The following is a 23,557-nucleotide window of genomic DNA, read 5'->3' on the forward strand; positions in this document are numbered from 1 at the left end:
GTCTTCGACAGGAAGATCTTACTTCAGGTTGGTCATCGCGGTCAGGTCAGCCGAGAGCTTGACGATGCCGGCCGCGCCGCACCAGTTCGAGCCGACGCCCGACGGATTGATCGGCGTCACGAAGGTACCAAGGGTGGTTCCGTTGACGTTGCCGCGAGCCGAGAAGTCGCTGGTGAAAGCGTTGCAATCACCCTTCGACAGGTTGGTGTCGGAGTAACGGAAGTCCAGCGTGAATACCTTGTAGGTGAAGCCGATGCCGATATTCCAGGTGTTGTAGTCGGCGTAGTTGATGCCGTTCGGGAAGATCGCGGTGCCATAGAACGAGTCCGAGGTGCCCAGCCACTGGCGGCCGAACTCACCCGACACATACATGCCGATGCCGCTGGCGCCGAACCAGGCGCTCGGCGCGATCGCCTTGCCGACGATCGAGGCGTAGGTACCTTCAGCGCCGCTGTTGAGGAAGCTCGGCGTATAATAGACGTTGCCGCCCATCGAGAAGTTGTCGTTGAAGGTGTAGTTCACCTTGCCATAGACCTCGAAGAAGCTGAGGTCCTTCTTGATGACGTTGCCGTTGACCAGCTGGTTGATTTGGCACTCGTTGCTGAGCGGGACGCCGGCAAAATCGGTGGTCGCGCCGAAGCCGTAGTGGCAGGTGCCGCCCGGATACAGATAGCCCCAGGCGCCGACGTCGAAGGCAAACTGGCCAACCGTCAGGCGGGCGCCGCCGTAGGCGTCGACTTCAGCCGCGGCGCGGTTCGGGAACGAGATGCTCGCGGCGCCGAGGCCGACATAGAGCTGGAAGTCCTTGGTGACGTTGTAGCGCGGCTCGAAATAAGCGTTGACCGACGGCTTATGGTTGGACTGGGTGATGCCGCGGAAGATGTAGTCGTTGGTGATGCCTGCGCCGAAGGCGAAATCCCAGGGATCGAATGCCGGCGGCGGCGGCGCCTTCACGGCCTTCACCCGCAGATCCGCAGCAAGAGCCGAGCCCGATACCATTGCCAGCGCCGTTGCCAACAAAGCCAGTTTCTTCATGACGATCCCCATCCACCTTCTAGACAGTCCCGCTCCGGCCCCCCGGGGCAAACGATAAGCGACTGCGGCCAAATGTCTTAACGCAGTCACACAGTGGGCTGAGGGGGCCATTGTCGTGAAGCAAAAAAGTCAAGCAGCAGCCGCCTTTTTAGGCATTCTGGCCGTTTCGATAAACGTTGTCCGCGTGTGTTGCATTCTCACAACAATTTTGTGGGTCTCGCGCTTGTCAGCGCGATGTTTGGAACGGGAAAAGGCGACGCCCGGCGACACACCGCAGAGCGCCTTCTTCCGAATCAACCTCCCCGTGAAAGTACGGTCTGTGGCGCCTCGCCGAGTCCACGAAAAAGGCCGCAGCGCTGACGCTGCGGCCTTACGAAAATTCAAGCCCCTGACAGGCGGCCGTCTAGTTGTGATCGCCGCCGTTGGATGAGCCGGCGGCCCAAGAGGGATTGGACGGTTCCGGGCTAGCCCAGCTCGCCGCCGGAGCGGGCGCGGGTTCCGGCTCGGGAGCCGGCATCGGCTCCGGCTTGGGAGCAGCGGGCTTCCTGGCAGCTGCCTTCTTTTTCTTCGCCGGGCTCTTCTTGGCGGCCTTCTTCGGCGCAGCCTTTGATTTCTTCGCAGCCTTCTTGGCCGATTTCTTTGCGGTCTTCTTCGCAGCCTTCTTCGCCGATTTCTTCGCGGCCTTCTTCGCGGATTTCTTCTTCGCCACTACGGCCTTCTTGGCCTTTTTAGCTTTCTTGGCCTTCTTACTCTTCTTCGCCATCTGGTCCTCCTGTTGACGCTGTCCATGTCTGTCGAGCGCTTCGAATAGTCCTGTTCGGACAGTCTCCTGTTCGGACAGTCCTGGGCCAGACCGGGGCGACACTTCTTCTGAAGTGTCCTCCCGCTCCATCCCACTATCAGGACACGATCTCCGGGCAGACATTTTCGCGTCTGTCCTGGTGAAGAACCGGACCCAACCGGCGCCCCCGGTGCAGGACAGGCTCTTCCAGATCATGCCCGTAGGCTGATCGATCAATTCAATCCTGTTAACGATCCAGGCTTTGGACCTCCCGTCGCCCAATCGAGAAGCTCAATCGTGTGCACCACAGGAACTGACGTACCGCCGGCAATCTGAACCATGCATCCAATATTGCCTGCAGCGATCATGTCCGGTTTGACTGTCGCAATGTTGGCGACCTTTCGATCGCGCAACCTGCTTGCAATGTCAGGCTGGAGAATGTTGTAGGTCCCCGCCGAACCGCAACACAAATGGCTCTCGGGCACATCTTTCACCACGAATCCATTCTTGGAAAGCAATTCTTTCGGAAGGCCTGTGATTTTCTGTCCATGCTGTAGCGAACACGCCGAGTGATAGGCGATTGTGACGTCGCCTTTTTGCGTCGTTGGCACGAGCGCGATGCCACTGAGAAACTCGGTGATATCCTTTGCCAGCGCGGAGATTTGCGCTGCGGGAGCAGCGTATTCGCGATCCTCGCGCAGCATGAAACCATAGTCCTTGATGACCGTGCCGCAGCCCGATGTGGTGATCAGGATGGCGTCGAGGCCGCCTTGTTCCGCTTCCTTTTTCCACACATTGATGTTGGCGCGGGCCCGCGCCAGCGCGTCACCGTCCTGCCCGAGGTGATGGGTTAGCGCGCCGCAGCATTGCTCGTCCCGGACCAGGACGACCTCGATGCCATGGCGGGTCAGGAGATTGATGGCGGCCTGGTTGATGCGCGGCGCCAGCACCTGCTGGGCGCAGCCCTGCAGCAGCGCGACCCGCCCGCGCTTCTCGCCCTCGGCCGGAAACACGCTGCCGCCCGAGGGCCCCGGCGCCGGCAGGCTTTTCGGCGCGAGCGCCAGCATCGCCTTGATCCGCCGCAACAGGCCGGGCGTCGCCGCCGCCTTTGGCGCAGGCAACAAGGCTGCGAACGGCCGGACGAGCCGCGCCATGATCATGCTGGCGCGAAACAGGTTGGGCCGCGGCAGCACCAGCGCCAGCACCGCGCGCAGGGCCCGCTCAGGCAGCGGCCGCGAATAATCCTTCTCGATCCGCACCCGCGCCTGATCGACCAGGTGCATGTAGTGCACACCTGAGGGACAGGTGGTCATGCAGGCAAGGCAGGAGAGGCAGCGGTCGATATGCTTGACCACCTCCGCCGTCGGCGGCTTGTCCTTTTCCAGCATCTCCTTGATCAGGTAGATGCGCCCGCGCGGGCTATCGAGCTCGTCGCCGAGCAGCACATAGGTCGGACAGGTCGCGGTGCAGAAGCCGCAATGCACGCAGGCGCGCAGGATCTTGTCGGCTACGGCGATATCGGGGTCGGCGAGTTGGGCGAGTGAGAATTCGGTTTTCATGTCGCTGATGTCAGCAGCATCCGGCCGCGGTTGAGGATGATCTTGGGATCGAAGCTGTGGCGCACGCGCTCGCTCAGGGCGGCGATGCCGGGGGCCAGCGGATGGAAGACGTCGACTTTCTGCCTGACCTGTTCGGACGCCCGGATCAACGCTGCGTGGCCGCCGGCCGCCTCGACGCGTGCTCGCACCAACGCGGCCTGCGCATCCGGCTTGGGCGGCAGCGCCGTCCAGATCAGGCCGCCACCCCAATCATAGATCACGTCGCCCCCGGTCTCGCGGGCCAGTGCCTGGCCGAGCGCGCCGCCGGAAGCCGGCGGACAGACGATCCGCCACACCGGCCAGGCGCCGAGCGAGCCTCCGGCTGCAAACGGCTCAACATCGCGGAGGGCGCTCCAGACCGTCGCCGAGGCAGCATCCTGCAGCGTGTCCACGGCCCCGAACGGCGTCAGCGTCTTCGCCAGTGACGCGGCGCGATCCGCGACCGAGGCCGCGATGCCTTCGAGCCGCAACAGGGTCACCGCCCGCCCCTGCGCCGCAATCCCCGCAAGTGCCCCCGTCGCGGGCCGGAACGCCTGATAGGGCAGATGCGCCGCGCCCGAGACGTCGTAGGGCGAGCCGAGTGCCGCGGTCATCGCCCGGTTCGCGGCGACATCGTCGAGCCCTGAGAGCACCAGCGTGCGCTCAGTCTCAGGCTTCGGCATCACCTTGAGCGTGACTTCCGTCATCACCGCCAGCGTGCCCCACGATCCCGTCAAGAGTTTGCAGAGATCGTAGCCGGTGACGTTCTTCACCACCCTGCCCCCGGTCTTGAAACTGTCGCCGAAGCCGGACACCGCATGGGCGCCGAGGAGGTGATCGCGTGCGCCGCCGGCCCGGATGCGGCGAGGACCGGCCAGCCCCGCGCCGATCATGCCGCCGACGGTCCCACTGCCCGATGCACCAAGCAGGGACGACGTGTCCATCGGCTCGAAGGCGAATTGCTGGTTCTTGGAATCGATCAGCGACTGCACATCGGCGAGCGGCGCGCCCGATTGCACCATGATGATCAGCTCGTTCGGCTCGTAGGAGATGACCGCATTGAGCGCGGAGACGTCGAGCACGGCGTTGGTCGCCATCGGATGACCGATGGCGCGCCTGGTGCCGTGGCCGATGATCTCCAGCGGCTGCTCGCTGGCGATCGCCGCGCGCACCACCTCTTCGACGTCCTTGGCGTCACGTACTTTCAGGGTGTCCACGCTTTCAAACCCGATCTCTGCTGTCATCGTCCGCCTTGTGCGCAATTGCGCACTGGAGCGGACGATCCAGTAACCTCTGCCGCCGAGTTAAGCCTTGATGGCACAGCGTACTGGATGCCCCGCCTTCGCGGGGTACGACGACGGGAAACTTGGTCAGCTTCATCACTAAAATCTCGGAATATCGGGAAATGCCAGCTTGCCGGCATGCACATGCATGCGGCCAAGTTCGGCGCAGCGGTGCAGCGTCGGAAAGACCTTGCCGGGGTTGAGCAGGCCCTGCGCGTCGAAGGCGCATTTCAGGCGCTGCTGCTGGTTGAGGTCGATCTCGCTAAACATTTCCGGCATCAGGTCGCGCTTCTCGATACCGACGCCATGTTCGCCGGTGAGCACGCCGCCGAATTCGACGCAGGCGCGCAGGATGTCTGCGCCGAAGGCTTCGGCGCGCTCGATCTCGCCGGGCTTGTTGGCGTCGTAGAGGATCAGCGGATGCAGGTTGCCGTCGCCGGCGTGAAACACGTTGGCGACGCCGAGCTGGTATTTCTCCGAGAGGTCGCGAATGCGCGCCAGCGCCTTCGGCAGCGCGCCGCGCGGGATGGTGCCGTCCATGCAGAGATAGTCGGGCGATATCCGGCCGACCGCGGGGAATGCCGCCTTGCGGCCGGCCCAGAACAGGTTGCGTTCGGCCTCCGACGTCGAGATCTGCAAGGTGACGGAACCGCAGCCCTTGGCGATCGCCTCGACCCGGGTGATCAGCTCGTCGACCTCGATTTTCGGACCGTCGAGTTCGATGATGAGGAGCGCCTCGACATCGAGCGGATAGCCGGCATGGACAAAAGCCTCAGCAGCGTGGATCGCAGGCTTGTCCATCATCTCCATCCCGCCGGGAATGATGCCGGCGCCGATGATGGCAGCCACGCATTCGCCGGCGGCCTCGACCTCGGCGAAGCCGACCATCAATGCCCGCGCCGTCTCCGGCTTCTGCAGGATGCGCACCGTGATTTCGGTGATGACGCCGAGCAGCCCTTCCGAGCCGGTGATGATGCCCATCAAATCGTAGCCTGAATTCTCCGCGGCCTTGCCGCCGATCCGCAAAATCTCGCCGGACATCAGCACGATCTCGCAGCCGAGCACGTTGTTGGTGGTCATGCCGTATTTCAGGCAATGCACGCCGCCGGAATTTTCGGCGACATTGCCGCCGATCGAGCAGGCAATCTGCGACGACGGATCGGGCGCGTAGTAGAAGCCGGCATGCGCCACCGCCTGGCTGATGGCAAGGTTGGTGACCCCGGGCTCGGTCACCACCACGCGGTTGTCGAAATCGATCTCGCGGATGCGCTTGAACTTGCCAAGCCCCAGCAGCACGCCGTCCACCAGCGGCAGCGCGCCGCCGGACAGCGAGGTGCCGGAGCCGCGCGGCACCACCTTGATGCCGTGCTCGAAGCAGTATTTCAGGACCTGCGAGACCTGCTCGGTGGTGTCGGGCAGCACCACGACCATCGGGGGTTGCCGATAGGCGGTGAGGCCGTCGGACTCATAGACCTGCATTTCGGCTGCGCTGTCGATCACGCCCTCGCCTGGCACGATCGCGCGCAACGCCGCCACGATTTCGGCGCGACGGCCAAGAACCGCCTGATCTGCAGCCGGCATCATGATGGCCATGCGTGTCCCTCCAACCCTCGCGAACCAACGATTTATGATGGCAAATCAAGCACGTCTACCAAGGTTTGGGTAGGTTATCCGAAGGTTGCATTGCGGCGCGTCAAACATCAGTTCTCTCTGGGACAAGTCGGCAATGGTGAAACCTGTCAAGGTTTCGTGGCTTGTCCAATCCAAGCGGGCCTGCCACAAGGAATCCGCCTCCCCCTGGGAAGAAACGAAGAGCACCACATGAAAACATCGACTTTGAGCGCGCTGGTTGTCGTTACCTCATTGGCCGCGGCGCCGGGCGCGCTGGCGCAGGACGCTGCCGCCGGCAAGACCTCGTTCAACAAATGCCTGGCCTGCCACGCCATCGGCGACGGCGCCAAGAACAAGGTCGGCCCGGTGCTGAACGGGCTCGACGGCCGCAAGTCCGGCACTGTCGAAGGCTATTCCTATTCGGAAGCCAACAAGAATTCCGGCATTACCTGGAACAAGGATGTATTCCTCGAGTACATCAAGGACCCCAAGGCAAAGATCCCCGGCACCAAGATGATCTTCGCCGGCATCAAGAACGAGAAAGAGGCCGGCGACCTCTGGGCCTATGTCTCCTCGTTCGACAAGGACGGCAAGACCAAATAAGGCCGGGCCTCACGGTTCTCCCGGCGATGCACGGCATCGTCCGCAGACGCGTCTACTTTCCGTCATGGCCGGGCTTGTCCCGGCCATCCACGTCTTTCTTGCTTGCTGAAGCAAAGACGTGGATGCCCAGCACAAGGCCGGGCATGACGAGCGGATGTACCATGCCCTTGCGGCCGCACTCGCCCCATCAAGCCAGCGTATGCACGATCACCGGCCCCGCCATGGCAGTGGCCGGCCCCGTCAACAGCGGCGCAAGATCGTGCTCGATCCATGCCAGCGCGCGCTTGTTGGATTCTTCGGCGGCTGCAAAGTTATTGAACAGGCTGATCGCGATCACCGTGTCATCAGGCGCATAGACCACGTAATAGCCCATGAAGCCCTCGACCCCGCTGATGACGGGGATCGCACCCTCCTTGATCCGGCGTGTCAGTTCTTCGGCCTTGCCGGCCTTGGCCTTGCCCTGACGAATGGCGGCGTACATGGGGCTCTCCCTCGAAGGTCGGCTGCCCGATATCGCAACTCCTAGAGCGTGATGACTTTTCTTCGAATCGTCATCCCGCTCTATCTCTTTGATTGGAGCATGATCTCCGCGCAAACGCGTTCCGCGTTTGTCGCGAGGGAAAACCGGTACCCACTTTTCCGGATCATGCTCCAAAGCTTCATCCGCGGCGGGACGAGCAGCGGAATCCCGCGCGCACCAATCGTAGCTCATCCGAAGCCGTCAGGCACGCACGGTCTCATCGTCCTCGATGGCGCAAAAATCGGATTCCCGGACGGCTCAATGGGCCGCCGCTGTCGCGCTCGGCACCGCCGCAGATATCATCGCCTCGACCTCGGCAATGACGAGATCGGGAACCGCTTGCTGGATCATGTGGCCGACACCCGGCAGCACCGTCAGTTTCACGTTCGGCACAGTTGCCGCGAACGGCCGTGAATGCCGGTCGGTCGACACCGTCTTGTCGGCATCGCCGGTGATGATGGTGACGGGCGCCTCGATCGCGCCGTAGCGCGGCGCCTGCTCGGCCACCGCCGCTTTCAGCGTCACCAGATCGCGCGCATTGGCGATGAATTCGCGCGGGCGCAGCAACAGCGGCGTGGCGGTGTTTTTGACAAAACCGTCCGGCATGGTTTGCGGCAGGAACACGCCCCGCGCGCCCGGCTCCGCCAGCAGGAGGCCGAGCGGCAGCGTGATGGTGTAGGCGAACAGCGGGCCGATCACAGGCGTGGCAATCAGCCTGTTGTAGCGCCCGACGCCGCCGGGCCACGGATAGGCCACCGGGGCCAGCATCAGAAGGCCGGCGACGGTTTGTGGGTAATCCAGCGCGATCCGCGCCCCCAGCGCACCGGCCCAGGAATGCACCACAAAGATCGCCTCCCCGACGCCGAGTTTGGCCAGCGCCTCGGCGATCATGCGGGCCTGAATTTCGGGCGTGGAGTCCTCGAGCCGGGCGCGGGTGCTCCAGCCATGACCGGGGCGGTCGATCAGGATCACGCGGTGCTTCCTGGCCAACAGTTCCCCGACCGGCTGCCGCATCACTTCGAGGTTGGAACTCGCGCCATGCAGCATCACGACCGGCGGACCGGCCGCATCGCGCGGACCGATATCGAGGATATGGAGGGCTCCGCCCGCCACCTCGACCATCCTGCCCTGGGGCGGGTGGGCTCGCTGTGCGAGAAAGACGCCGATTTGCGTGACCAGCGCCAGCACCGCCAGCGCAGCCACTGCAATCACCACCACCATCTGATATTTCCGACTGATCTTTTGCACCTGCGAGCTACGACTCGGGCCGGCGCAGGTTTCGAAGGTTGTGCACAGGAGGACGATCCTGTGGATAGCGGGGTCATACTGACGTCATCGACAGATTTGTACAGTGACGTTGCCACTTTCGCCATGTGTGCGCGTGCCTGATTGGGGGTAGCCGGGCGCCTTACCCAACATCCACAGGAACAGGGCCGCTCACTACAAATTGTTCCAGCGTACATCGGAGGAATGCCCATGATTTCCGACGCAAGCGAAGCCGCCATCGATCAGATCGTAGCGAGTTGCAATGGCGACATCCGCGGCGCACTCAAGGCGCTGTTGCGGGTCAACGAGCAGCTTGAGACGGAATTGGCGCAAATCTACGCGGCAGTCGGCCTCGATAGTCTCGCCCGCGGCAGCAACGCCGTACACTAGAGCTTTGGGCCGCCGCGTTTCCTGACGCGAAACGGCCCGGAAATGGCTAGTCGGATTCTTTCTCGTCGTCCTGCGTGCTCGCGGGCGGTTCTTGCACCGCCGGACATTGGGGGATGGTCGAACGGGCCAGCTTGGCGTCGCTGCGCGACTGGTAGGGTCCGGTTCCGAACCAGATGTTCCCGCCGACCTGGGCGTTGATCACGGGATTGCTCGTCACAATCTCGCATTTGCCGGTGGCTTGGTCGCCAACCACCCAATAGCCGCCTTGTGCCAAAGCGCAGGTTTCGGCCGCGACGATTATCGCGCCGGCCAGCAGCAATGATTTCATGGCTCGCTCCTGTCACGCAGTCAGCCAGCAAAAGCGCTTTGGCGGGCGCTGCGTTCCTGCCTGAAATAAATCCTCGGAAATCAGGGTTAACCGCGAGAGTTCAGATATCGCGGCCTTCGACCTTTTCGGTCAGCGTCTTGACCAGTTCCGGCACCTTCTCCAGATGCGGATTGACGGCCAGCGCCTTGCGGAATGCTTCCAGCGCGCGCCGGTCGTCGCCGATTTCCTGCATGATCATGCCGAGGCCTGCCAGCGCACCGAAATGCCGGGGCTCGCGGATCAGCACCTGCCGGATGTCATCCAGCGAACGGGTGTAATCGTTCTTCAGGTAGTACAGCGTCGCGCGCCGGTTCCAGGCCTCGGTATAATCAGGACGGAGCTTGACGACGGAATCGAGCAGTTTCAGCGCGACGTCGATCTTCTGCGCATCCATGGCGGCCTTGGCGCGCAGCATCAGCAGCGCCGCCGTGTCGCTCGGGGTCTGCATCCACAGCGCCCAGATCCGCGCCTCGACGTGCTTGGCGCTCGCCTCATCGGGCGCGGCCTTCAGCGCGCCGAACAGGAAATCCAGCCCGCGGGTGCGATCGGCGCCGACCTTGGGAAGCTTGCTCGGCGCTTCCGGCAACTTCTTCTGGGCTTTCGGCGGGGGAACGACCTGGGTGTTGCTCTGGGCAAAAGCGGCCGCGGGCACGGCCGCCATGACAGCGGCGAGGATGACGATCCGGCAGTTGCGGGCGTCCGGGAATCTCAAAACCATGAGGCAAGTCTAGACGCGTAAAATCGCGCCGCAAAGCAGCGTTTTCGTCAAAGACCTGTGAAGCGGACGAACATCTAGGCGGCTTAGCCCTTTTAGGGGGGCTTAGCCTTGGCGGGCCTTGAAGCGGCGCTGCACCTTGTTGATCACGTACACCCGGCCCTTGCGGCGGACCAGACGGTTGTTGCGGTGACGGCCGCGCAGCGATTTCAAGGAGTTACGGACCTTCATGGGACAATCCTGATGCTTTGAAAGGCCGTGCTGGAGGCCCGAACCTGAGCTACCCGAAAGTGGCAAAATGGGATTTATCCCGAAAAGCGGCCCGCCGCCCGGGATGGGGCGGTTTCTAAGGAAGGCGGCACCGGATGTCAATCCGAATGGGCCCGTTTTCGGGTCCGTCCGTCCCGTTCCGGACCTAACGGCGGACAGCTAGGGACCCGGGAGAACTCTCCGGAATCACTGGCAAAACAGATCGCGCGGGAACTCGACCAGGGCCTCGCCGGTCGCGACTTTCTCGCCCGCCTGGTTCTTCACCACCACGTCGATCAATACCCAGCGGGATTTTTCGGAGGTCTGCTTGGCCTTGATGATTCCAGAGGGCTGGATGGTGTCGCCGGGCCGGACCGGCTTGACCCAGCGCGTCTCCAGCCGGCGGTGGATAGCGCCCGCGGGATAGGCCCAGTCAGTCAGCATCCGCGAGATCAGGCCGAAATTGTTCATGCCGTGCATGATGATGCCGCCGAAATTGGTCTTGCCGAAACTGCCCTTCATGTAGTCGTCGTCGAGATGCAGCGGGTTGTAGTCGAGCGAGGCATCGCAGAACAGGCGGATGGATTCGCGCGAGACCGCTAATTTCGGGCCGTCGATGACGTCGCCGGCGGAGAGATTGTCGAACGTGGCAGTCATTGATCGCTCCCTCTCACATCGGCCGAATCGTCCAGCCGCGGCCGGAGCAGATTACCTCGCCACGCTGGTTGAAGAAGACGTTGTCGTGGACCACGAACAGCCGTTCGCGCTTGATGAACTTGTCGAGCGCGCGAGCCTGCAGCGTAATCACGTCGTTGGGGCGCGCCGGAATGTTGTAGCTCCAGGACTGGCCGGCATTGACGGTTCCGGGCGAGCGCATCCAGTCGTCTGCCGGCGTGCAGGAAAACATCAGGAGGATGTGGATCGAGGGCGGCGCGATCAGTCCGCCATAGCGGGTGGTCGTGGCATAGGCCTCGTCGAAATAGATCGGATGATCTTCGCCGACCGATTTGCAGTACAGCTCGATCGCTTCCTTGGTCAGCGTGTAGGGAATGGTCTTGCGCGGCTCGCCGGGAACGATGTCGTCCCAGACCTTGCGCAGATTGGCGTCTTTCCAGAAATCCGTCTCGAAAGTCTGCGCTTCGGCCATGCCGCACTCCCCTTATTTTCCGTCTTTTATTTCTGCCGTCTTGCGGAATTCGTTATATAGTATAATCAATTTTCCAGACCCAAAAATCAAGCCGGCGGGAAACCCATATGCCCAAGCTCAAGCTGCCCGATATCGAGAAGGTTGTCGCAATCGACATCCATACCCATGCGGAAGAACCGTGCGGCCTGCATGGTGACGACGGCTATGACGACTTCCAGGAGCGCATGGCCGAATACTTCAAATCGCCGCACAAGCATCCGCCGACCGTGCCGGAGACCGCGGCCTATTACCGCTCGAAGAACATCGCGGCCGTGATCTTCCCGGTCGATGCCGAGCGCGAGACCGGTTTCCGCCGCTACAACAATTACGAGATGCTCGAGGTCGCCTCCGACCATCTCGACGTCCTGATCCCCTTCGTCTCGATCGATCCGCACAAGGGCAAGCTCGGCGTGCGCGAGGCGCGCAAGCTGATCGAGGAATACGGCGTCCGCGGTTTCAAATTCCATCCGACCATGCAGGGCTTCTACGCCAACGACCGCATGGCCTATCCGCTTTATGAAGCGATTAATGACGGCGGCGCAATCGCGCTGTTTCACACGGGGCAGACCGGCGTCGGCTCGGGCATGCCCGGCGGCATGGGCATGCGGCTGAAATATTCCAACCCGATGTACATGGACGACGTCGCCGCGGATTTCCCCGATCTGAAGATCATTCTTGCACATCCCTCCTTCCCCTGGCAGGAAGAGGCGCTGTCGGTCGCGACCCACAAGCCGAACGTCTATATCGATCTCTCCGGCTGGTCGCCGAAATATTTCCCGCCGATCCTGGTGCGCTACATCAACTCGATTTTGCAGGACAAGATGCTGTTCGGCTCGGACTGGCCGGTGATCACGCCGGACCGCTGGCTGGCGGATTTCGCAAAACTCGAGATCCGCGAGGAAATCCGGCCGAAGGTGATGAAGGCCAACGCGCGGAAGATTTTGGGCATCTAAAGGAGTATCATTGGCGGCAAGCTTGCGAGGTGCCCCCTGATGAACTTCGCCAGAATTGCCGCTCTCCTTGCCGCATTCCTGTTCGGAAGCGCCAGCGCTGTGCTGGCGGCCGAGCGGCCGCCACGCCTCGTCGAATTTGAAAGTCCGCTGGCGGGCCCGCAGGCGCTGCAGGGTTACCTGCGATTGCCCGATGGCGCGGGCCCCTCGCCCGCGGTCGTGCTGCTGCATGGCTGCGGCGGTGCCTGGCGGGGCATCGACGCGCGTTGGGGCAAGCGGCTGGCGGATTGGGGCTATGTCACGCTGACCATCGACCGGTTCGGAGCGCGCGGCATCACGAGCGCTTGCACTGCCAGCAACCTTGCTGGACGCCTATCGCGCGCTGAATTTCCTCGTCGGACAATCATCAGTCGACCCGAACCGCGTTGCCGTCGTGGGATTTTCGCAAGGCGCCATGCTGGCGCTGCTTTCGGTCGAGCGCGGCGAGATCGAACGTAGCGCCAAGGAAAAATTCCGTGCCGCGGTCGGCTTCTATCCACCGTGCCGCGGCATCAAGGGCGAGATGACGGTGCCGAGCCTGATCCTGATCGGCGAACTCGACGACTGGACGCCAGCCACGGAGTGCCGCAATCTCGCCGAAGGCCGCGACGATTGGGGCATCTCGCGCGAGAAGAACAAAGGGTTTCCGATCGAGATCATCGTCTATCCTGACGCCTATCATGGCTTCGACGTACCGAATTTCGCTACGCCCGTGAAGGTGCTCGGTCATCACCTCGAGTTCAACGAGGCAGCCCGGGATCAATCCGTCGACGCCTTGCGGAAATTCCTGTATGCGACCATCGGCGGAAAAGAGAAACAACCGTGACCATCAAAGCCGTTGTCTTCGATGCCTATGGCACGCTCTACGACGTCCAGTCGGTGGCCGACGTCACCGAGGACGCGTTTCCGGGCTATGGCGAGATCATCACCCAGGTCTGGCGCATCAAGCAGCTCGAATACACCTGGCTGCGCTCGCTGATGCGGCGCTACCAGGATTTCTCGGTCGCCACCCGCGACTCGCTGGCCTACACGCTGCGCAGCCTCGGGCTGGAATATGACGACGATACGTTCGCACGCATTGTCGAGAAGTATCTGCATCTCGATCTCTATCCGGATGCGCTTGCGGCGCTGTCGGCGATGAAGGATTGCAAGCTCGCGATCCTGTCCAACGGCAGCCCCGATATGCTGGGCGCGCTGGTGCGCAACAGCGGGCTCGACCGCGTGCTCGATGCGACCATCAGCGTCGACGCGAAGAAGATCTTCAAGCCCTCACCCGAGGCTTACGCATTGATCGAGGAAGTGCTGCACGTGAGGCCTGCCGAAGTGCTGTTCATCTCCTCCAATCCCTGGGACGTCTGCGGCGCCAAGGCGTTCGGGCTCAATGTCGCCTGGATCGAGCGGGTGACGCCGGAGGCGATGGCGCTGGCCTGCCTCGAAAGCGAGACGCTGCCGCCATTGACAATGTTCAAGATCCTGCGCACCCAGATGGACGAGCTCGGCGTGATGCCCAACCATCGCATCCGCAGCCTCTCCGAACTGCCTGCCCTGGTGTCTGCCCAAAGGTCCTGAAATGAGTCTTGAATCCGTTCGCGCCTTCTTCGCCGAGAAGGCGCCCGATATTGCCGTGATCGAATCAGAGGTGAGTTCGGCGACCGTCACGCTGGCCGCCGAGGCCTACGGCGTCGAGCCGGCACGGATCGCCAAGACACTGTCCTTGCGGATCGGCGAGCGCGTGATCCTGATCGTGGCGGCAGGCACGTCGCGGATGGACAACAAGAAGGTGAAGGCGCTGTTCGGCGGAAAGCCGAAGATGCTGGGGCTCGACGAGGTCGCCGAGATCACCGGGCATGAGGTCGGCGGCGTCTGCCCGTTCGGACTGAAGACACCGCTGCCGATCTATTGCGATGTGTCGCTGAAGGCGTTCGACATCGTGGTGCCGGCCGCGGGCTCGACCCACAGCGCGGTGAAGATCACGCCGGAGCGCATGGCGGGCCTGACGGCGGCCGAATGGGTCGACGTCTGCGAGATCAGGCCAGTTGAGGCTGCGTCGGCCTAATCGTACTCCTCGAAGTACGGCCTCGGCGGTGGCGGCGCTTCTCGCGGCTGCATGTACTGCGGCGGGCGGCCGCGCGGCATCTCTCGCGAACCGCGCTGCCCTGGCGCGCGATTGGCCTGCTGCTGCTCGGCGCTCGTTTCGAACACCGCACGGCAACCGCTGGAGAGCTGCGGCGTGTTCTGCCGCAAGCAAGCCACGATCCGGTTGACATCCGGGATCTGGTCGCCGCAGAGCCGCCACACATCGGGTGTGCAGGCCATCTGCTGTTCCCAGGTTCCGCGATATTCCTGCGAGAATGCTGGTGCGATGCCGCCGATCGCAATGGCAAGACCGAGGACGATCCGCTGCGTTCGCATGCACGGGTCCTTTCTTTGTGTTTTCACTTAGGCGCGGACGTTCCCGCGCGGCGATGGCATCAAGCCTGCTGGATGAATGCGGCCACGCGACGTTGGTGCAAACAAAAAAATGTGAAGCGGGTTCCCCTACTCGACCTTGCCGATTTTCTTCACCGCCGCGACCAGCCGCGCGCTGTCTTCCGCGACGAACTTTGCAAACTCCGGCGCATCGAGATAGGCGACCGGGCTGCCGGCGGTCTCGTATGTCTTGACCACCTCGGGCGCCTTCACGGCTTCCGCCATCGCTTCGCGCAGCCGCGTCATGATCGGCGCCGGCAACGCGCTTTGCGCAAACAGTCCCGCCCAGATGTAGAACTCGACGTCCTTGTAGCCGAGTTCCTTGAAGGTCGGCAGATCGGGAAAACTCTTGATGCGCTCGGCGCCCCAATTGGCGAGCACGCGCATCTTGCCGTCATCGACCTGCTGCTTCAGCGTACCCGGCGCCGACGCCACCGCCTGAATGGTGCCGCTCAAGAGCGCGGTCAGCGCTGGCCCTGCGCCGCGGAACGGCACGTGCAGCAATTTGATGCCGGCGCTCGCCGCAAACATTTCCATCGCCACATGCAGGGTGCCGTAGGGCCCGGACGAGCCATAGGGAATTTGCCCGGGACGCTTCTTGGCGTCGTCGACGAATTCCTGCAGCGTCTTCCACGGCGCGGAAGCCGGCACAGCGAGCAGCGTCGGGTCCGCCAGCACGCGCGCGATCGGCGCGAATTGCGAGACTTCATACGCTACCGGGCGATCGAACAGCCGGTCGGCCTCGGGGAGCACCGCGAGCGAGGACAGCGTCATCAACAGCGTATGCCCGTCTGGCTCGGCGCGTGCCGCCGCCGCATTGCCGACCGATCCGCCGCCGCCGCCGGCGCGGTTGTCGACGATCACGGGCTTGCCGAGAATCCGTTCCAGCGCCTGCGCCACCGGCCGCGCGGCGAGATCGGCCTGGCCGCCGGGCGGAAACGGCACGATCATGGTAACGTTGCGCGAGGGGTATGGGGTTTGTGCTGACGCGGTGCTGGTGAGCGTGGTTGATGCCAGCGGCAGCGCGGCGGCGGCCTTGAGAAGTTCGCGGCGGTTCATGGTGAGTTTCTCCCCGGTGATTTTGTTTTCGTTGCAGGCAGCCTAGCCTCGAATCGTAGGGTGGGCAAAGCGAAGCGTGCCCACCACCCTGCGGTGGATGAGCACGCCGCATATGTCCAGCCGACGTCATGCAGTGCGCGAAATGGTGGGCACGCTTCGCTTTGCCCACCCTACGCGTCACTTCCGCTTCTTCGCTTTCGCAAAATGCTTCGCGAGAAAATCCGCCAGCACCTCCACCCGCGCAGGCCTCGGGCCACCGGGCGGCGTTACCAGATGCACGGCGCCTTCGGGCTGGTGCCAGCCTTTCAGGATCACTTCGACTTCGCCGGAGGCAACGGCATCGCCGATGATGAAGTCCGGAAGATCGGCGATGCCGAGGCCGGCGATGACGCTCGGCAACAGTGCCTCGCCATTGTTGACGCGGAGCTGGCCTGCCGGGCGCACGCTAGCCTCCTCGCCTGAAGCATTGGTGTAGTGCCAGACGTTTGCGGTCGAGAGATAGGCGTAGCCGAAGCATCTGTGCTGGGCCAGGTGCATCGGATGCGTCGGGCGGCCGTGGCGCTTCAGGTAGGAAGGCGCCGCCACGGTGTAGCGCGGCATCGCGCAGAGCCGCCGCGCGATCAGCGAAGAATCCGGCAGCCGCGCGATGCGCAGGCCGGCGTCAAAGCCTTCGCCGATCAGGTCGACGGTTGCATCGCTCAGGTGAAGATCGATCGAGACCTCCGGATAGGCCGCGAGAAATTCCGGCAACATCGGCGCTACCGCCTTCACCCCGAACGTCATCGGCACGGCGAGCCGCACCAGCCCGCGCGGCGCCATTGATTGCGACAGAGCCTCGTTCTCGGCGTCCTCGCCGTCGGCCAGGAGGCGCGCCGCGCGCTCGGACAGCCTTTGCCCGGCATCGGTCAGCGCCAGCCGGCGCGAGGTGCGGTTGAACAGCCGCGCGCCGAGCCGCTGCTCCAGCCGGCTGACCGCCTTGGAGACCGTGGCCTTGGACAGCGCCAGCTCGGTCGCTGCCGATGCAAATGACCGCAATTCCACGACTTTGGCGAAAATCGCGAGCGCCTCGAAATCCGGGAGTTTTGACATGCCGACCGCCTCCAAGACTCATTTTTGGAAACAATGAGTTTCAATAGTTTCTATTTATATACCACGGCGGACGGCATATCCAATGGCCATCGGAATGCAAGCAATGGAGAAATCCAATGACCAAGAAGCTCTCAGGCAAGGTAGCCCTCGTCACCGGCGGTTCGCGCGGCATCGGCGCAGCCAGCGCTCGCGCCCTTGCGGAACAAGGCGCCAATGTCGCCATCAGCTACGTCGCCTCTCCCGACAAGGCGGAGGCCGTCGTCACTGAGCTGAAGGCCAGGGGCGTCAACGCCCGCGCCTACAAGGCTGACCAGGCCTCCTCCGTCGACGTCGATCAGTTGGTGAAGAACGTCGCCAAGGATTTCGGCCGGCTCGACATCCTCGTCAACAATGCCGGCGTTGCCGTCGGCAGCGCAGTCGATGATCCCAATGCCGATACCGCGGCCTTGGCCCGGCAGAGTGCGGTGAACGTCGACGGCGTCATTACCGCGATCCGCGCGGCGGCGAAGCTGATGGGCGAAGGCGGCCGCATCGTCACGATCGGCTCCGATATCGCGACCCGCGCCTCGTTCCCCGGCCTTGCCGACTACGCCGCCACCAAGGCTGCCGTCGTCGGCTACACCAAGGGCGCGGCGCGCGACCTCGGACCGCGCGGCATCACCGTCAACGTGCTGCAGCCGGGCTCGATCGACACCGACATGAACCCGGACGACGACCGCGATTTTGCCGACCTGCAGCGCAAGCAGCACGCGCTGCAGCGCTTCGGCAAGCCGGAAGAGATCGCCGCCGGCGTCGTTTTCCTCGCCAGCCCCGAAGCGTCGTTCGTGACCGGCACGGTGCTCAACGTCGACGGCGGCTTCGGCGCGTAATGCAAATCCAGCGCGGCCGGGCGCATGCCGCCCGGCCGCCTCATTCAAAAAACTTTCAACGAAGGAATATCCCAATGATCGAACTCAGACCCTTTGCAAAACTCGGCAGCGCCGATCACGGCTGGCTGAAGGCCAAGCATCACTTCTCGTTCGGCAGCCACTATGATCCCGCCAACATGGGCCACGGGTCCTTGCGGGTGTGGAACGATGACGAGATCGCGCCGAACACCGGCTTTCCCGCCCATCCCCACGCCAACATGGAAATCATCACCTATGTTCGCGAAGGCGCGATCACGCATCAGGACTCGCTCGGCAACAAGGGCCGCACTGAAGCGGGCGACGTGCAGGTGATGAGCGCAGGTTCCGGCATTCGTCACTCCGAGTACAATCTGGAGCCGTCGAAGACCAAGATCTTCCAGATCTGGATCGAGCCGACGACGACCGGCGGCCAGCCGACCTGGGGCGCCAAACCGTTTCCGAAGTCGGATCGCCCCGGCAAGCTCGTCACCATCGCCAGCGGCATCGAAGGCGACAAGGACGCGCTGCCGATCCGCGCCGATGCGCGGGTGCTCGCCACCACGCTGAAGGCCGGCGAGAGCGCGGAATACTCGGCGGAGAAGGCGCGGCACCTCTATCTCGTGCCGGCGGCCGGCAGCGTCGAAGTCAACGGCGTGCGCGTCAATGCCCGCGATGGCGCCGCGATCCGCGACGAGGCGAAGCTGACGATTACCGCGCTGGAAGATAGCGAACTGGTGCTGGTCGACGCGGCGTAGCTGCGAACACAACTCCTCCCGTCATGGCCGGGCGTCGTCCCGGCCATCCACGCCTTGGCAGCAAAGCAAGACGTGGATGCCCGGGACAAGCCCGGGCATGACGGCCGCCCTTTGTCTCAAACACCTCAATCCAAACTCAACAGGAGAGCCACCATGGCCAAAGTACTCGTGCTCTATTATTCCGCCTACGGTCACATCGAGGCGATGGCGAATGCCGTCGCCGAAGGCGCCCGCAAGGCCGGCGCCATCGTCGATATCAAGCGTGTGCCGGAGCTGGTGCCCGAAGCCGTCGCAAAAGCCTCGCATTACAAGCTCGATCAAGCCGCGCCGATCGCTGAGATCGCAGACCTCGCCAATTACGATGCGATCGTCATCGGCACCGGCACGCGCTTTGGCCGGATGGCGTCGCAGATGGCGAACTTCCTCGATCAGGCCGGCGGCCTCTGGGCCAAGGGCGCGCTGCACGGCAAGGTCGGCGGCGCCTTTACGTCAACGGCGACCCAGCATGGCGGACAGGAAACCACGCTGTTCTCCATCATCACCAACCTCTTGCATTTCGGCATGACGGTGGTCGGCCTGAACTATGGCTTTGCCGGACAGATGAAGCTCGACGAAGTCACGGGCGGTGCGCCCTATGGCGCGACCACCATCACCGGCGGCGACGGCAGCCGTCAGCCGAGCGAGAACGAGCTCGCCGGCGCGCGCTATCAGGGACGCGTGATCGCGGAGACCGCCAGCAAACTGCATGGCTGATGGGACAAGGGCGGCATTCTCATTCGAGAGTGCCGCCTTATCTGGTCCATCGGGGCGATGGATTTGGCATGATCGAAATTCTCTTTATTGCTCAACTGGCGCAGCGGCCGCTGCAGGCGGTCGTGCGGCGCTGGTGGTGCAGGAGCCTCTACCGCGCTTCGCGCGGGCAACGCCGCTGCCCGGAGTGCACGAAATCGTGACGCACGGCTTCTAAACGCCCGATGAATTCTTGATAGCGTTCGACCTCCCGGTCGGCACGCTGGAGGTTCTGGCATGAGCAGCAATTCGCAAGTCCCGTGGCCGGAATTGCCGACCACGGCGTGGCGTGAAACCTGTGCGACCCTGCAGCTCTGGACCCAGATCGTCGGCAAAATTCGCCTGACCAAGTCGCCGTGGCTCAATCATTCCTGGCATGTGGCGCTGTATGTCACGCCGCGCGGATTGACGACATCACCAGTGCCCGACGGTGCGCGAACGTTCCAGATCGATTTCGATCTCATCGATCATTGCTTGCGGATCTCGACCAGTGACGGCGCGCACCGGGACTTTGCGCTGTCGGGTCATTCCGTCGCAAGCCTCTACACCGCCACGCTTGCCGCACTCGGTGAACTCGGCATTGCCGTTGCCATCGACGAGATGCCGAACGAACTGCCCGATCCGACAAGATTCTCCGAGGATACCGCGCACGCTTCCTACGATCCCGACGCCGTCAGACGCTTCCTGCAAATCCTCGTCAATAGCGATCGCGTCTTCAAGCAATTCCGCACCGGCTTTCTCGGCAAGGCGAGCCCGGTGCATTTTTTCTGGGGCAGTTTCGATCTTGCGGTGACGCGTTTCTCCGGCCGCCGCGCGCCGCGTCATCCCGGCGGTGTGCCGCATCTGCCCGACGCAGTCGCACATGAAGCCTATTCACATGAGGTCAGCAGCGCCGGCTTCTGGCCAGGCGGCGGCGCGATCGATTACCCTGCGTTCTATTCCTATGCCTATCCCGAGCCGCCGGGTTTCCGCGCAGCGAAGGTGCGACCGGATGCTGCCTTCTTCAGCGAAGCCCTTGGCGAATTCATCCTGCCTTACGACGCCGTACGTACAGCTGCTGACCCCGACAAGGCGCTGCTCGATTTCCTGCAAAGCACCTATGAGGCCGCAGCGATTTCAGCGAAATGGGATCGCGCCGCACTTGAGTGCGATCCTGGCCAACCCGGTGTGGTGCGTCAGCTTTGAAGTACTTTGCAGGGTGGGCAGCGCGTGCCCACCATCCCCGTCTACAGTATGATGGGAGGATAGGCACGGCGCGCCCTTTGCCCCCTACGATTCCCCAAGCTAATGCCGCAATTCCGGCTTCACGATGGTCTGGCGAACCTCGGCGCCGCAATCGGCGCATTCATAGGTGAAATCGATCTTCGCCATGCTCCAATGCGGTTCGACGTCGCGCACATACATTTCGAGCCCCACACAACTCGGGCAGATAACGAAGCCCGGCTCGAATTCGTCGTGCTGATGGATATAGGCTGGCATGTCGGCTCTCCCCAAGAAAACGCCCAAGAAAGCATTTACCAGTGATCCCTGACCCGCAGCGCAGCATACGCCTCTGACGTGCAGGCGATCCTAAACTCTCGCGAACACAGGGAGAACATCCCCACAATCCCGGCATGTGTGACAGATTTGCACCGCAATTGGAACTCGAGCCCGCGCGTCATTTCTCTTCGTGTGACAACGACATACCGAACGCGCGTCGCAGCCTCGCATCGAGTTGCGGATGGTTTCGCAGCATACCCACCGCGCGATCGCGCAAGGCAAGCGGCCATCCGCGCCAGCTCAAGGCGGCGCTGATATTGATCAGCGGCAACTGCCTTACGCCGAAGCGGCGCTTGTAGGCGTAATTGCCGACGGAGAAATCGAACTCGCGCACGCCGTCCCTGTGCAGCGCGGCCATGGTGCGCTCAATGATCAACCGGCCCGGCGAACAGTTCGACCATTTCTTGCCGGCATTGCTGATGCGGACCATCACATAGCGCGAGCCGGCCCTGATCCCGACCAGCGTCGCCACGATCTCGTCGCCGACCGTGAGCGCCGAGACCACCGCGTAGCCGCTGCCGACGCCATCGCGAACCAGGTTGCGGTAGAACGCTGCGCAAGTCGCGTCATTGAGAAAGTAGTTCACCCCGAGGCTCCGCATCCGCGCGTCCTGCTGGACCTCGGTGGTGGAGAGAATCCGCAACGCTTCATCAACATCGGTGACGATCGCAAAGGAGGCTGCCGGATCGCGGGTGAATACGCGCCAACTCCGCTGCAGTTCCGTGCGCACGACCTTTGCCAGCGTGTACCGCCAGGCGTCGTAATCCTCGCCTGTCGTGACGAGATTGCCGTTGAGCGCGCAGGCGCCGCCATCGCCGAGCAAGACGAGCGGGTTGGGTTTGCCATCGAGATCGACGGGCACCTTGCGGAGGCGGACGAGATCGGCCGGATCTTGCATCCGGCGCAGCGCCGATAACAGACTACGCCACAACACGCGCGCCGCCCTGGCATCGCGCGGCGCGGCACTTCCGAGGATCGGCGCGTTGTAGTCGGTCAGATTGAGATCGGCGAATTCGATCGTTGCGATTCTGCCTTGCTGGCGGCGGATCAGCGGCAGCAGCATCGCCGGTTCGCCAATCGACGCATCCGTAGCAACAGCGATCAGCGGCGCCACGTCCTCCGCACCGGCGAAAGCGCGGTACCAGGCGTCATACCATTGCGGATGCTGGAACGGCGTCGACGGGCTGATGTCGTGCCAGCGCGCGACGGCCTGCTGCCAGTCACGCAGCAATTCGACGCGGAACTGCGCCGCGCGGCTTGTAGAGCGCGCCGCCGGTTGCCCCGCACTGGTCGTCAGCACCGTCATCGGCGTTGCGATTACGCCGCCTTCGGCAGATCGACGATTTTGCCGGGCTCGTTCGCATCGAGGCGGAAATCGATGGCGCGGCGAGCCTTCCGCTCGCGCTTGACCCACTTGCTGTCGCGCACGAGCTTCTGCAGCACCTTCTTGCCGAAGAACGATGGCCCGCGCAGATTGCTGGTTTTCGGCGTGTAGCCGAAACGATGACGCAGCAGGCCGTTGGCGAGGTGGACGATCTGGGCGCGGCGGATATCGTCATTGCCGTAGGAGACCGTCATGGAGATGTTGACGGTGCCGAGATTCTCGACGCGGTGCGGCGCGTTCAGCGGCCAGTTCAGCATCTGTCCGGGTTCGAGGTCGAACACCTGCGCATGCCCGTCATACCAGGGGGCGTAAGGCAGATCGACCTCGACATCGAACAGCGCGATGTCCTCGAGGTGTTGCGCCTTGATGAACGGCGCGGTGTTTGGATAGACGTAGACCCGCTTGCGGCCGGCGATCTGGATCAGGCCCTGCCCCGGCAGATCGGCATGATAATAAACCTGCGCGTCTGGCGAAGACACCAGAATGCCGGCCTGATGGTTCGGTACCACGAAGCCAGGAACCTTGGCGGCGATCTCCTCGAACATCCGGTCGATCAGCTTGCGAAAGCGACTGTCGACCGCGCCGACGTCGCGCATGTTGAGCCAGAGCCCACCGCGCGAAATCGCTTCGATCACCTGCCGTCCCGAGAGGTTACCGATATCGCCTTCGCGCCAGACGCGGCTGGAGCCCTTGGCGCCGGTCTTGACCAGGCTGTAGTGCTCGCGCGGATAGCTCTCGATCAGTTGCGCGAGTTCGTCCATCGAGAACGCCGGCGATTTGTGCATCTCGTGCTGCAGCCGGATCGGCTGATGGCTCCAAAGCTCGGAATGCGTCTCATCCCATGTGCTGAAGATCCTGCCCGTCATCGCCGCCGCTCCTGCTGACTTCCATTGTCTCAGTGGCCGCCATTCCGGGTGTCCCGAAATCGCCGCCTGCCGCCATTGCCGTAGCCGCCCGATGTCCCGTTATGAGACGGCCGGACGATTTTCATGGTTGGATTGGCAAGAACGGTGC

General features: G+C 63.1%; 29 protein-coding genes. 12 read left to right on the forward strand and 17 right to left on the reverse strand.

All coding sequences use genetic code 11. The features are described 5' to 3' along the window. Nucleotides 1-18 precede the first annotated feature (18 nt). Nucleotides 19-1,035 carry a TorF family putative porin gene (locus tag LMTR21_RS33120; RefSeq protein ID WP_065753512.1) on the reverse strand — a complete coding sequence of 339 codons (1,017 nt, stop codon included), beginning with the start codon at nt 1,033-1,035 and terminating at the stop codon, nt 19-21. 422 nt (nt 1,036-1,457) lie between these two features. Between LMTR21_RS33120 and LMTR21_RS40430 the strand changes: the two genes are divergently transcribed. Next, a complete protein-coding gene (locus LMTR21_RS40430; protein WP_065753513.1) occupies nt 1,458-1,814 on the forward strand; it encodes a hypothetical protein in 357 nt (118 codons plus the stop codon). Nucleotides 1,815-2,049: 235 nt separating this feature from the next. Here the strand turns inward: LMTR21_RS40430 and glcF are convergent, their stop codons facing one another. From glcF to LMTR21_RS33140, 3 genes are all read right to left on the reverse strand, one after another. Continuing rightward, a complete protein-coding gene (gene glcF, locus LMTR21_RS33130; protein WP_065753514.1) occupies nt 2,050-3,375 on the reverse strand; it encodes a glycolate oxidase subunit GlcF in 1,326 nt (441 codons plus the stop codon). After that, nucleotides 3,372-4,610 (reverse strand): FAD-binding protein, encoded by a 1,239-nt coding sequence (locus LMTR21_RS33135; RefSeq protein WP_065753613.1) that lies wholly within the window; start codon nt 4,608-4,610, stop codon nt 3,372-3,374. The genes glcF and LMTR21_RS33135 overlap by 4 nt, the downstream gene beginning before the upstream one ends. A gap of 165 nt (nt 4,611-4,775) precedes the next feature. Then, entirely contained in the window at nt 4,776-6,269 is a 1,494-nt protein-coding gene (locus tag LMTR21_RS33140) for an FAD-linked oxidase C-terminal domain-containing protein (protein ID WP_065753515.1), read from the reverse strand. A gap of 228 nt (nt 6,270-6,497) precedes the next feature. Here LMTR21_RS33140 and cycA point away from each other — a divergent pair, with 228 nt between their 5' ends. After that, on the forward strand, nt 6,498-6,890 hold the full coding sequence (gene cycA / locus LMTR21_RS33145) for a cytochrome c-550 CycA (RefSeq protein ID WP_065753516.1): 393 nt from the start codon (nt 6,498-6,500) through the stop codon (nt 6,888-6,890). 187 nt (nt 6,891-7,077) lie between these two features. Here the strand turns inward: cycA and LMTR21_RS33150 are convergent, their stop codons facing one another. Then, nucleotides 7,078-7,371, reverse strand: a complete 294-nt coding sequence (locus LMTR21_RS33150) for an antibiotic biosynthesis monooxygenase (RefSeq protein WP_065753517.1) — start codon at nt 7,369-7,371, stop codon at nt 7,078-7,080. Nucleotides 7,372-7,668: 297 nt separating this feature from the next. Beyond that, the gene (locus LMTR21_RS33155) at nt 7,669-8,631 is read right to left on the reverse strand and encodes an alpha/beta fold hydrolase (protein ID WP_065753518.1); all 963 of its coding nucleotides are present in this window, start codon (nt 8,629-8,631) and stop codon (nt 7,669-7,671) included. Nucleotides 8,632-8,886: 255 nt separating this feature from the next. Between LMTR21_RS33155 and LMTR21_RS33160 the strand changes: the two genes are divergently transcribed. Then, nucleotides 8,887-9,066 (forward strand): hypothetical protein, encoded by a 180-nt coding sequence (locus LMTR21_RS33160; protein WP_065753519.1) that lies wholly within the window; start codon nt 8,887-8,889, stop codon nt 9,064-9,066. 46 nt (nt 9,067-9,112) lie between these two features. On the opposite strand, the gene LMTR21_RS33165 is transcribed toward LMTR21_RS33160, so the two are convergent. The 5 genes from LMTR21_RS33165 to LMTR21_RS33185 form a co-directional block, all read right to left on the reverse strand. After that, nucleotides 9,113-9,394 (reverse strand): hypothetical protein, encoded by a 282-nt coding sequence (locus LMTR21_RS33165; RefSeq protein WP_065753520.1) that lies wholly within the window; start codon nt 9,392-9,394, stop codon nt 9,113-9,115. Between the two features lie 100 nt (nt 9,395-9,494). Next, nucleotides 9,495-10,094 carry a tetratricopeptide repeat protein gene (locus LMTR21_RS33170; protein WP_246175940.1) on the reverse strand — a complete coding sequence of 200 codons (600 nt, stop codon included), beginning with the start codon at nt 10,092-10,094 and terminating at the stop codon, nt 9,495-9,497. Between the two features lie 159 nt (nt 10,095-10,253). Continuing rightward, nucleotides 10,254-10,379, reverse strand: a complete 126-nt coding sequence (ykgO, locus tag LMTR21_RS33175; protein WP_002718645.1) for a type B 50S ribosomal protein L36 — start codon at nt 10,377-10,379, stop codon at nt 10,254-10,256. Between the two features lie 225 nt (nt 10,380-10,604). Then, a complete protein-coding gene (locus LMTR21_RS33180) occupies nt 10,605-11,054 on the reverse strand; it encodes a MaoC family dehydratase (RefSeq protein WP_065753522.1) in 450 nt (149 codons plus the stop codon). 13 nt (nt 11,055-11,067) lie between these two features. Then, nucleotides 11,068-11,544, reverse strand: coding sequence for a MaoC family dehydratase (locus LMTR21_RS33185; RefSeq protein ID WP_065753523.1), 477 nt, complete (start codon nt 11,542-11,544; stop codon nt 11,068-11,070). A 107-nt stretch (nt 11,545-11,651) separates the two neighbouring features. Here LMTR21_RS33185 and LMTR21_RS33190 point away from each other — a divergent pair, with 107 nt between their 5' ends. The 4 genes from LMTR21_RS33190 to LMTR21_RS33205 all read left to right on the forward strand — a co-directional run bounded on the left by LMTR21_RS33190 (nt 11,652) and on the right by LMTR21_RS33205 (nt 14,628). Further along, on the forward strand, nt 11,652-12,536 hold the full coding sequence (locus tag LMTR21_RS33190) for an amidohydrolase family protein (protein WP_057838072.1): 885 nt from the start codon (nt 11,652-11,654) through the stop codon (nt 12,534-12,536). 358 nt (nt 12,537-12,894) lie between these two features. After that, the gene (locus LMTR21_RS41375; protein WP_246174633.1) at nt 12,895-13,398 is read left to right on the forward strand and encodes a dienelactone hydrolase family protein; all 504 of its coding nucleotides are present in this window, start codon (nt 12,895-12,897) and stop codon (nt 13,396-13,398) included. Then, entirely contained in the window at nt 13,395-14,141 is a 747-nt protein-coding gene (locus LMTR21_RS33200; protein WP_065753524.1) for a haloacid dehalogenase type II, read from the forward strand. Before LMTR21_RS41375 ends, LMTR21_RS33200 begins: the two co-directional genes overlap by 4 nt. Nucleotide 14,142: 1 nt before the next feature. Beyond that, nucleotides 14,143-14,628, forward strand: coding sequence for a YbaK/EbsC family protein (locus tag LMTR21_RS33205; RefSeq protein ID WP_065753525.1), 486 nt, complete (start codon nt 14,143-14,145; stop codon nt 14,626-14,628). Here the strand turns inward: LMTR21_RS33205 and LMTR21_RS33210 are convergent. The 3 genes from LMTR21_RS33210 to LMTR21_RS33220 form a co-directional block, all read right to left on the reverse strand. Further along, nucleotides 14,625-14,984, reverse strand: coding sequence for a hypothetical protein (locus LMTR21_RS33210; protein ID WP_065753526.1), 360 nt, complete (start codon nt 14,982-14,984; stop codon nt 14,625-14,627). The two genes, LMTR21_RS33205 and LMTR21_RS33210, sit on opposite strands and share 4 nt — an antisense overlap. 126 nt (nt 14,985-15,110) lie before the next feature. Then, nucleotides 15,111-16,100: a tripartite tricarboxylate transporter substrate binding protein gene (locus LMTR21_RS33215; protein WP_065753527.1), complete on the reverse strand. Its 990-nt coding sequence runs from the start codon at nt 16,098-16,100 to the stop codon at nt 15,111-15,113. 177 nt (nt 16,101-16,277) lie between these two features. After that, nucleotides 16,278-17,189 (reverse strand): LysR family transcriptional regulator, encoded by a 912-nt coding sequence (locus LMTR21_RS33220; protein WP_065753614.1) that lies wholly within the window; start codon nt 17,187-17,189, stop codon nt 16,278-16,280. A 116-nt stretch (nt 17,190-17,305) separates the two neighbouring features. Between LMTR21_RS33220 and LMTR21_RS33225 the strand changes: the two genes are divergently transcribed. The 5 genes from LMTR21_RS33225 to LMTR21_RS33240 all read left to right on the forward strand — a co-directional run bounded on the left by LMTR21_RS33225 (nt 17,306) and on the right by LMTR21_RS33240 (nt 20,805). Beyond that, a complete protein-coding gene (locus LMTR21_RS33225) occupies nt 17,306-18,058 on the forward strand; it encodes an SDR family NAD(P)-dependent oxidoreductase (RefSeq protein WP_065753528.1) in 753 nt (250 codons plus the stop codon). 74 nt (nt 18,059-18,132) lie between these two features. Continuing rightward, nucleotides 18,133-18,831: a pirin family protein gene (locus LMTR21_RS33230; protein WP_065753529.1), complete on the forward strand. Its 699-nt coding sequence runs from the start codon at nt 18,133-18,135 to the stop codon at nt 18,829-18,831. A gap of 153 nt (nt 18,832-18,984) precedes the next feature. Next, nucleotides 18,985-19,584 carry an NAD(P)H:quinone oxidoreductase gene (wrbA, locus tag LMTR21_RS33235; RefSeq protein ID WP_065753530.1) on the forward strand — a complete coding sequence of 200 codons (600 nt, stop codon included), beginning with the start codon at nt 18,985-18,987 and terminating at the stop codon, nt 19,582-19,584. Between the two features lie 68 nt (nt 19,585-19,652). Then, nucleotides 19,653-19,784 (forward strand): hypothetical protein, encoded by a 132-nt coding sequence (locus LMTR21_RS41540; protein ID WP_283807275.1) that lies wholly within the window; start codon nt 19,653-19,655, stop codon nt 19,782-19,784. Nucleotides 19,785-19,857: 73 nt separating this feature from the next. After that, nucleotides 19,858-20,805, forward strand: coding sequence for a DUF5996 family protein (locus LMTR21_RS33240; RefSeq protein WP_065753531.1), 948 nt, complete (start codon nt 19,858-19,860; stop codon nt 20,803-20,805). A 99-nt stretch (nt 20,806-20,904) separates the two neighbouring features. Here the strand turns inward: LMTR21_RS33240 and LMTR21_RS33245 are convergent, their stop codons facing one another. The 3 genes from LMTR21_RS33245 to LMTR21_RS33255 all read right to left on the reverse strand — a co-directional run bounded on the left by LMTR21_RS33245 (nt 20,905) and on the right by LMTR21_RS33255 (nt 23,409). After that, nucleotides 20,905-21,099, reverse strand: a complete 195-nt coding sequence (locus LMTR21_RS33245; protein ID WP_065753532.1) for a hypothetical protein — start codon at nt 21,097-21,099, stop codon at nt 20,905-20,907. A gap of 178 nt (nt 21,100-21,277) precedes the next feature. Then, nucleotides 21,278-22,465, reverse strand: coding sequence for a GNAT family N-acetyltransferase (locus tag LMTR21_RS33250; protein WP_065753533.1), 1,188 nt, complete (start codon nt 22,463-22,465; stop codon nt 21,278-21,280). An 11-nt stretch (nt 22,466-22,476) separates the two neighbouring features. Continuing rightward, nucleotides 22,477-23,409: a cupin-like domain-containing protein gene (locus LMTR21_RS33255; protein WP_065753534.1), complete on the reverse strand. Its 933-nt coding sequence runs from the start codon at nt 23,407-23,409 to the stop codon at nt 22,477-22,479. Between the last annotated feature and the right edge of the window lie 148 nt (nt 23,410-23,557).

Origin of the sequence: Bradyrhizobium paxllaeri (assembly GCF_001693515.2) — a bacterium.
Classification (GTDB): Bacteria; Pseudomonadota; Alphaproteobacteria; order Rhizobiales; family Xanthobacteraceae; genus Bradyrhizobium; species Bradyrhizobium paxllaeri.

Bases quoted from the DNA above. Each gene is read 5' to 3' on its own strand.
- LMTR21_RS33180 (WP_065753522.1), bottom strand. From the start codon at position 11,054: ATGACTGCCACGTTCGACAATCTCTCCGCCGGCGACGTCATCGACGGC.
- LMTR21_RS33185 (WP_065753523.1), bottom strand. From the start codon at position 11,544: ATGGCCGAAGCGCAGACTTTCGAGACGGATTTCTGGAAAGACGCCAAT.
- wrbA (WP_065753530.1), top strand. From the start codon at position 18,985: ATGGCCAAAGTACTCGTGCTCTATTATTCCGCCTACGGTCACATCGAG.
- LMTR21_RS33215 (WP_065753527.1), bottom strand. From the start codon at position 16,100: ATGAACCGCCGCGAACTTCTCAAGGCCGCCGCCGCGCTGCCGCTGGCA.
- LMTR21_RS33190 (WP_057838072.1), top strand. From the start codon at position 11,652: ATGCCCAAGCTCAAGCTGCCCGATATCGAGAAGGTTGTCGCAATCGAC.
- LMTR21_RS41540 (WP_283807275.1), top strand. From the start codon at position 19,653: ATGATCGAAATTCTCTTTATTGCTCAACTGGCGCAGCGGCCGCTGCAG.
- ykgO (WP_002718645.1), bottom strand. From the start codon at position 10,379: ATGAAGGTCCGTAACTCCTTGAAATCGCTGCGCGGCCGTCACCGCAAC.
- LMTR21_RS33255 (WP_065753534.1), bottom strand. From the start codon at position 23,409: ATGACGGGCAGGATCTTCAGCACATGGGATGAGACGCATTCCGAGCTT.
- LMTR21_RS33140 (WP_065753515.1), bottom strand. From the start codon at position 6,269: ATGGCCATCATGATGCCGGCTGCAGATCAGGCGGTTCTTGGCCGTCGC.
- LMTR21_RS33120 (WP_065753512.1), bottom strand. From the start codon at position 1,035: ATGAAGAAACTGGCTTTGTTGGCAACGGCGCTGGCAATGGTATCGGGC.
- LMTR21_RS33155 (WP_065753518.1), bottom strand. From the start codon at position 8,631: ATGGTGGTGGTGATTGCAGTGGCTGCGCTGGCGGTGCTGGCGCTGGTC.
- LMTR21_RS33245 (WP_065753532.1), bottom strand. From the start codon at position 21,099: ATGCCAGCCTATATCCATCAGCACGACGAATTCGAGCCGGGCTTCGTT.
- LMTR21_RS33250 (WP_065753533.1), bottom strand. From the start codon at position 22,465: ATGACGGTGCTGACGACCAGTGCGGGGCAACCGGCGGCGCGCTCTACA.
- LMTR21_RS33205 (WP_065753525.1), top strand. From the start codon at position 14,143: ATGAGTCTTGAATCCGTTCGCGCCTTCTTCGCCGAGAAGGCGCCCGAT.
- cycA (WP_065753516.1), top strand. From the start codon at position 6,498: ATGAAAACATCGACTTTGAGCGCGCTGGTTGTCGTTACCTCATTGGCC.
- LMTR21_RS33230 (WP_065753529.1), top strand. From the start codon at position 18,133: ATGATCGAACTCAGACCCTTTGCAAAACTCGGCAGCGCCGATCACGGC.
- LMTR21_RS33210 (WP_065753526.1), bottom strand. From the start codon at position 14,984: ATGCGAACGCAGCGGATCGTCCTCGGTCTTGCCATTGCGATCGGCGGC.
- LMTR21_RS33165 (WP_065753520.1), bottom strand. From the start codon at position 9,394: ATGAAATCATTGCTGCTGGCCGGCGCGATAATCGTCGCGGCCGAAACC.
- LMTR21_RS33150 (WP_065753517.1), bottom strand. From the start codon at position 7,371: ATGTACGCCGCCATTCGTCAGGGCAAGGCCAAGGCCGGCAAGGCCGAA.
- glcF (WP_065753514.1), bottom strand. From the start codon at position 3,375: ATGAAAACCGAATTCTCACTCGCCCAACTCGCCGACCCCGATATCGCC.
- LMTR21_RS33170 (WP_246175940.1), bottom strand. From the start codon at position 10,094: ATGGCGGCCGTGCCCGCGGCCGCTTTTGCCCAGAGCAACACCCAGGTC.
- LMTR21_RS33225 (WP_065753528.1), top strand. From the start codon at position 17,306: ATGACCAAGAAGCTCTCAGGCAAGGTAGCCCTCGTCACCGGCGGTTCG.
- LMTR21_RS33240 (WP_065753531.1), top strand. From the start codon at position 19,858: ATGAGCAGCAATTCGCAAGTCCCGTGGCCGGAATTGCCGACCACGGCG.
- LMTR21_RS33160 (WP_065753519.1), top strand. From the start codon at position 8,887: ATGATTTCCGACGCAAGCGAAGCCGCCATCGATCAGATCGTAGCGAGT.
- LMTR21_RS33220 (WP_065753614.1), bottom strand. From the start codon at position 17,189: ATGTCAAAACTCCCGGATTTCGAGGCGCTCGCGATTTTCGCCAAAGTC.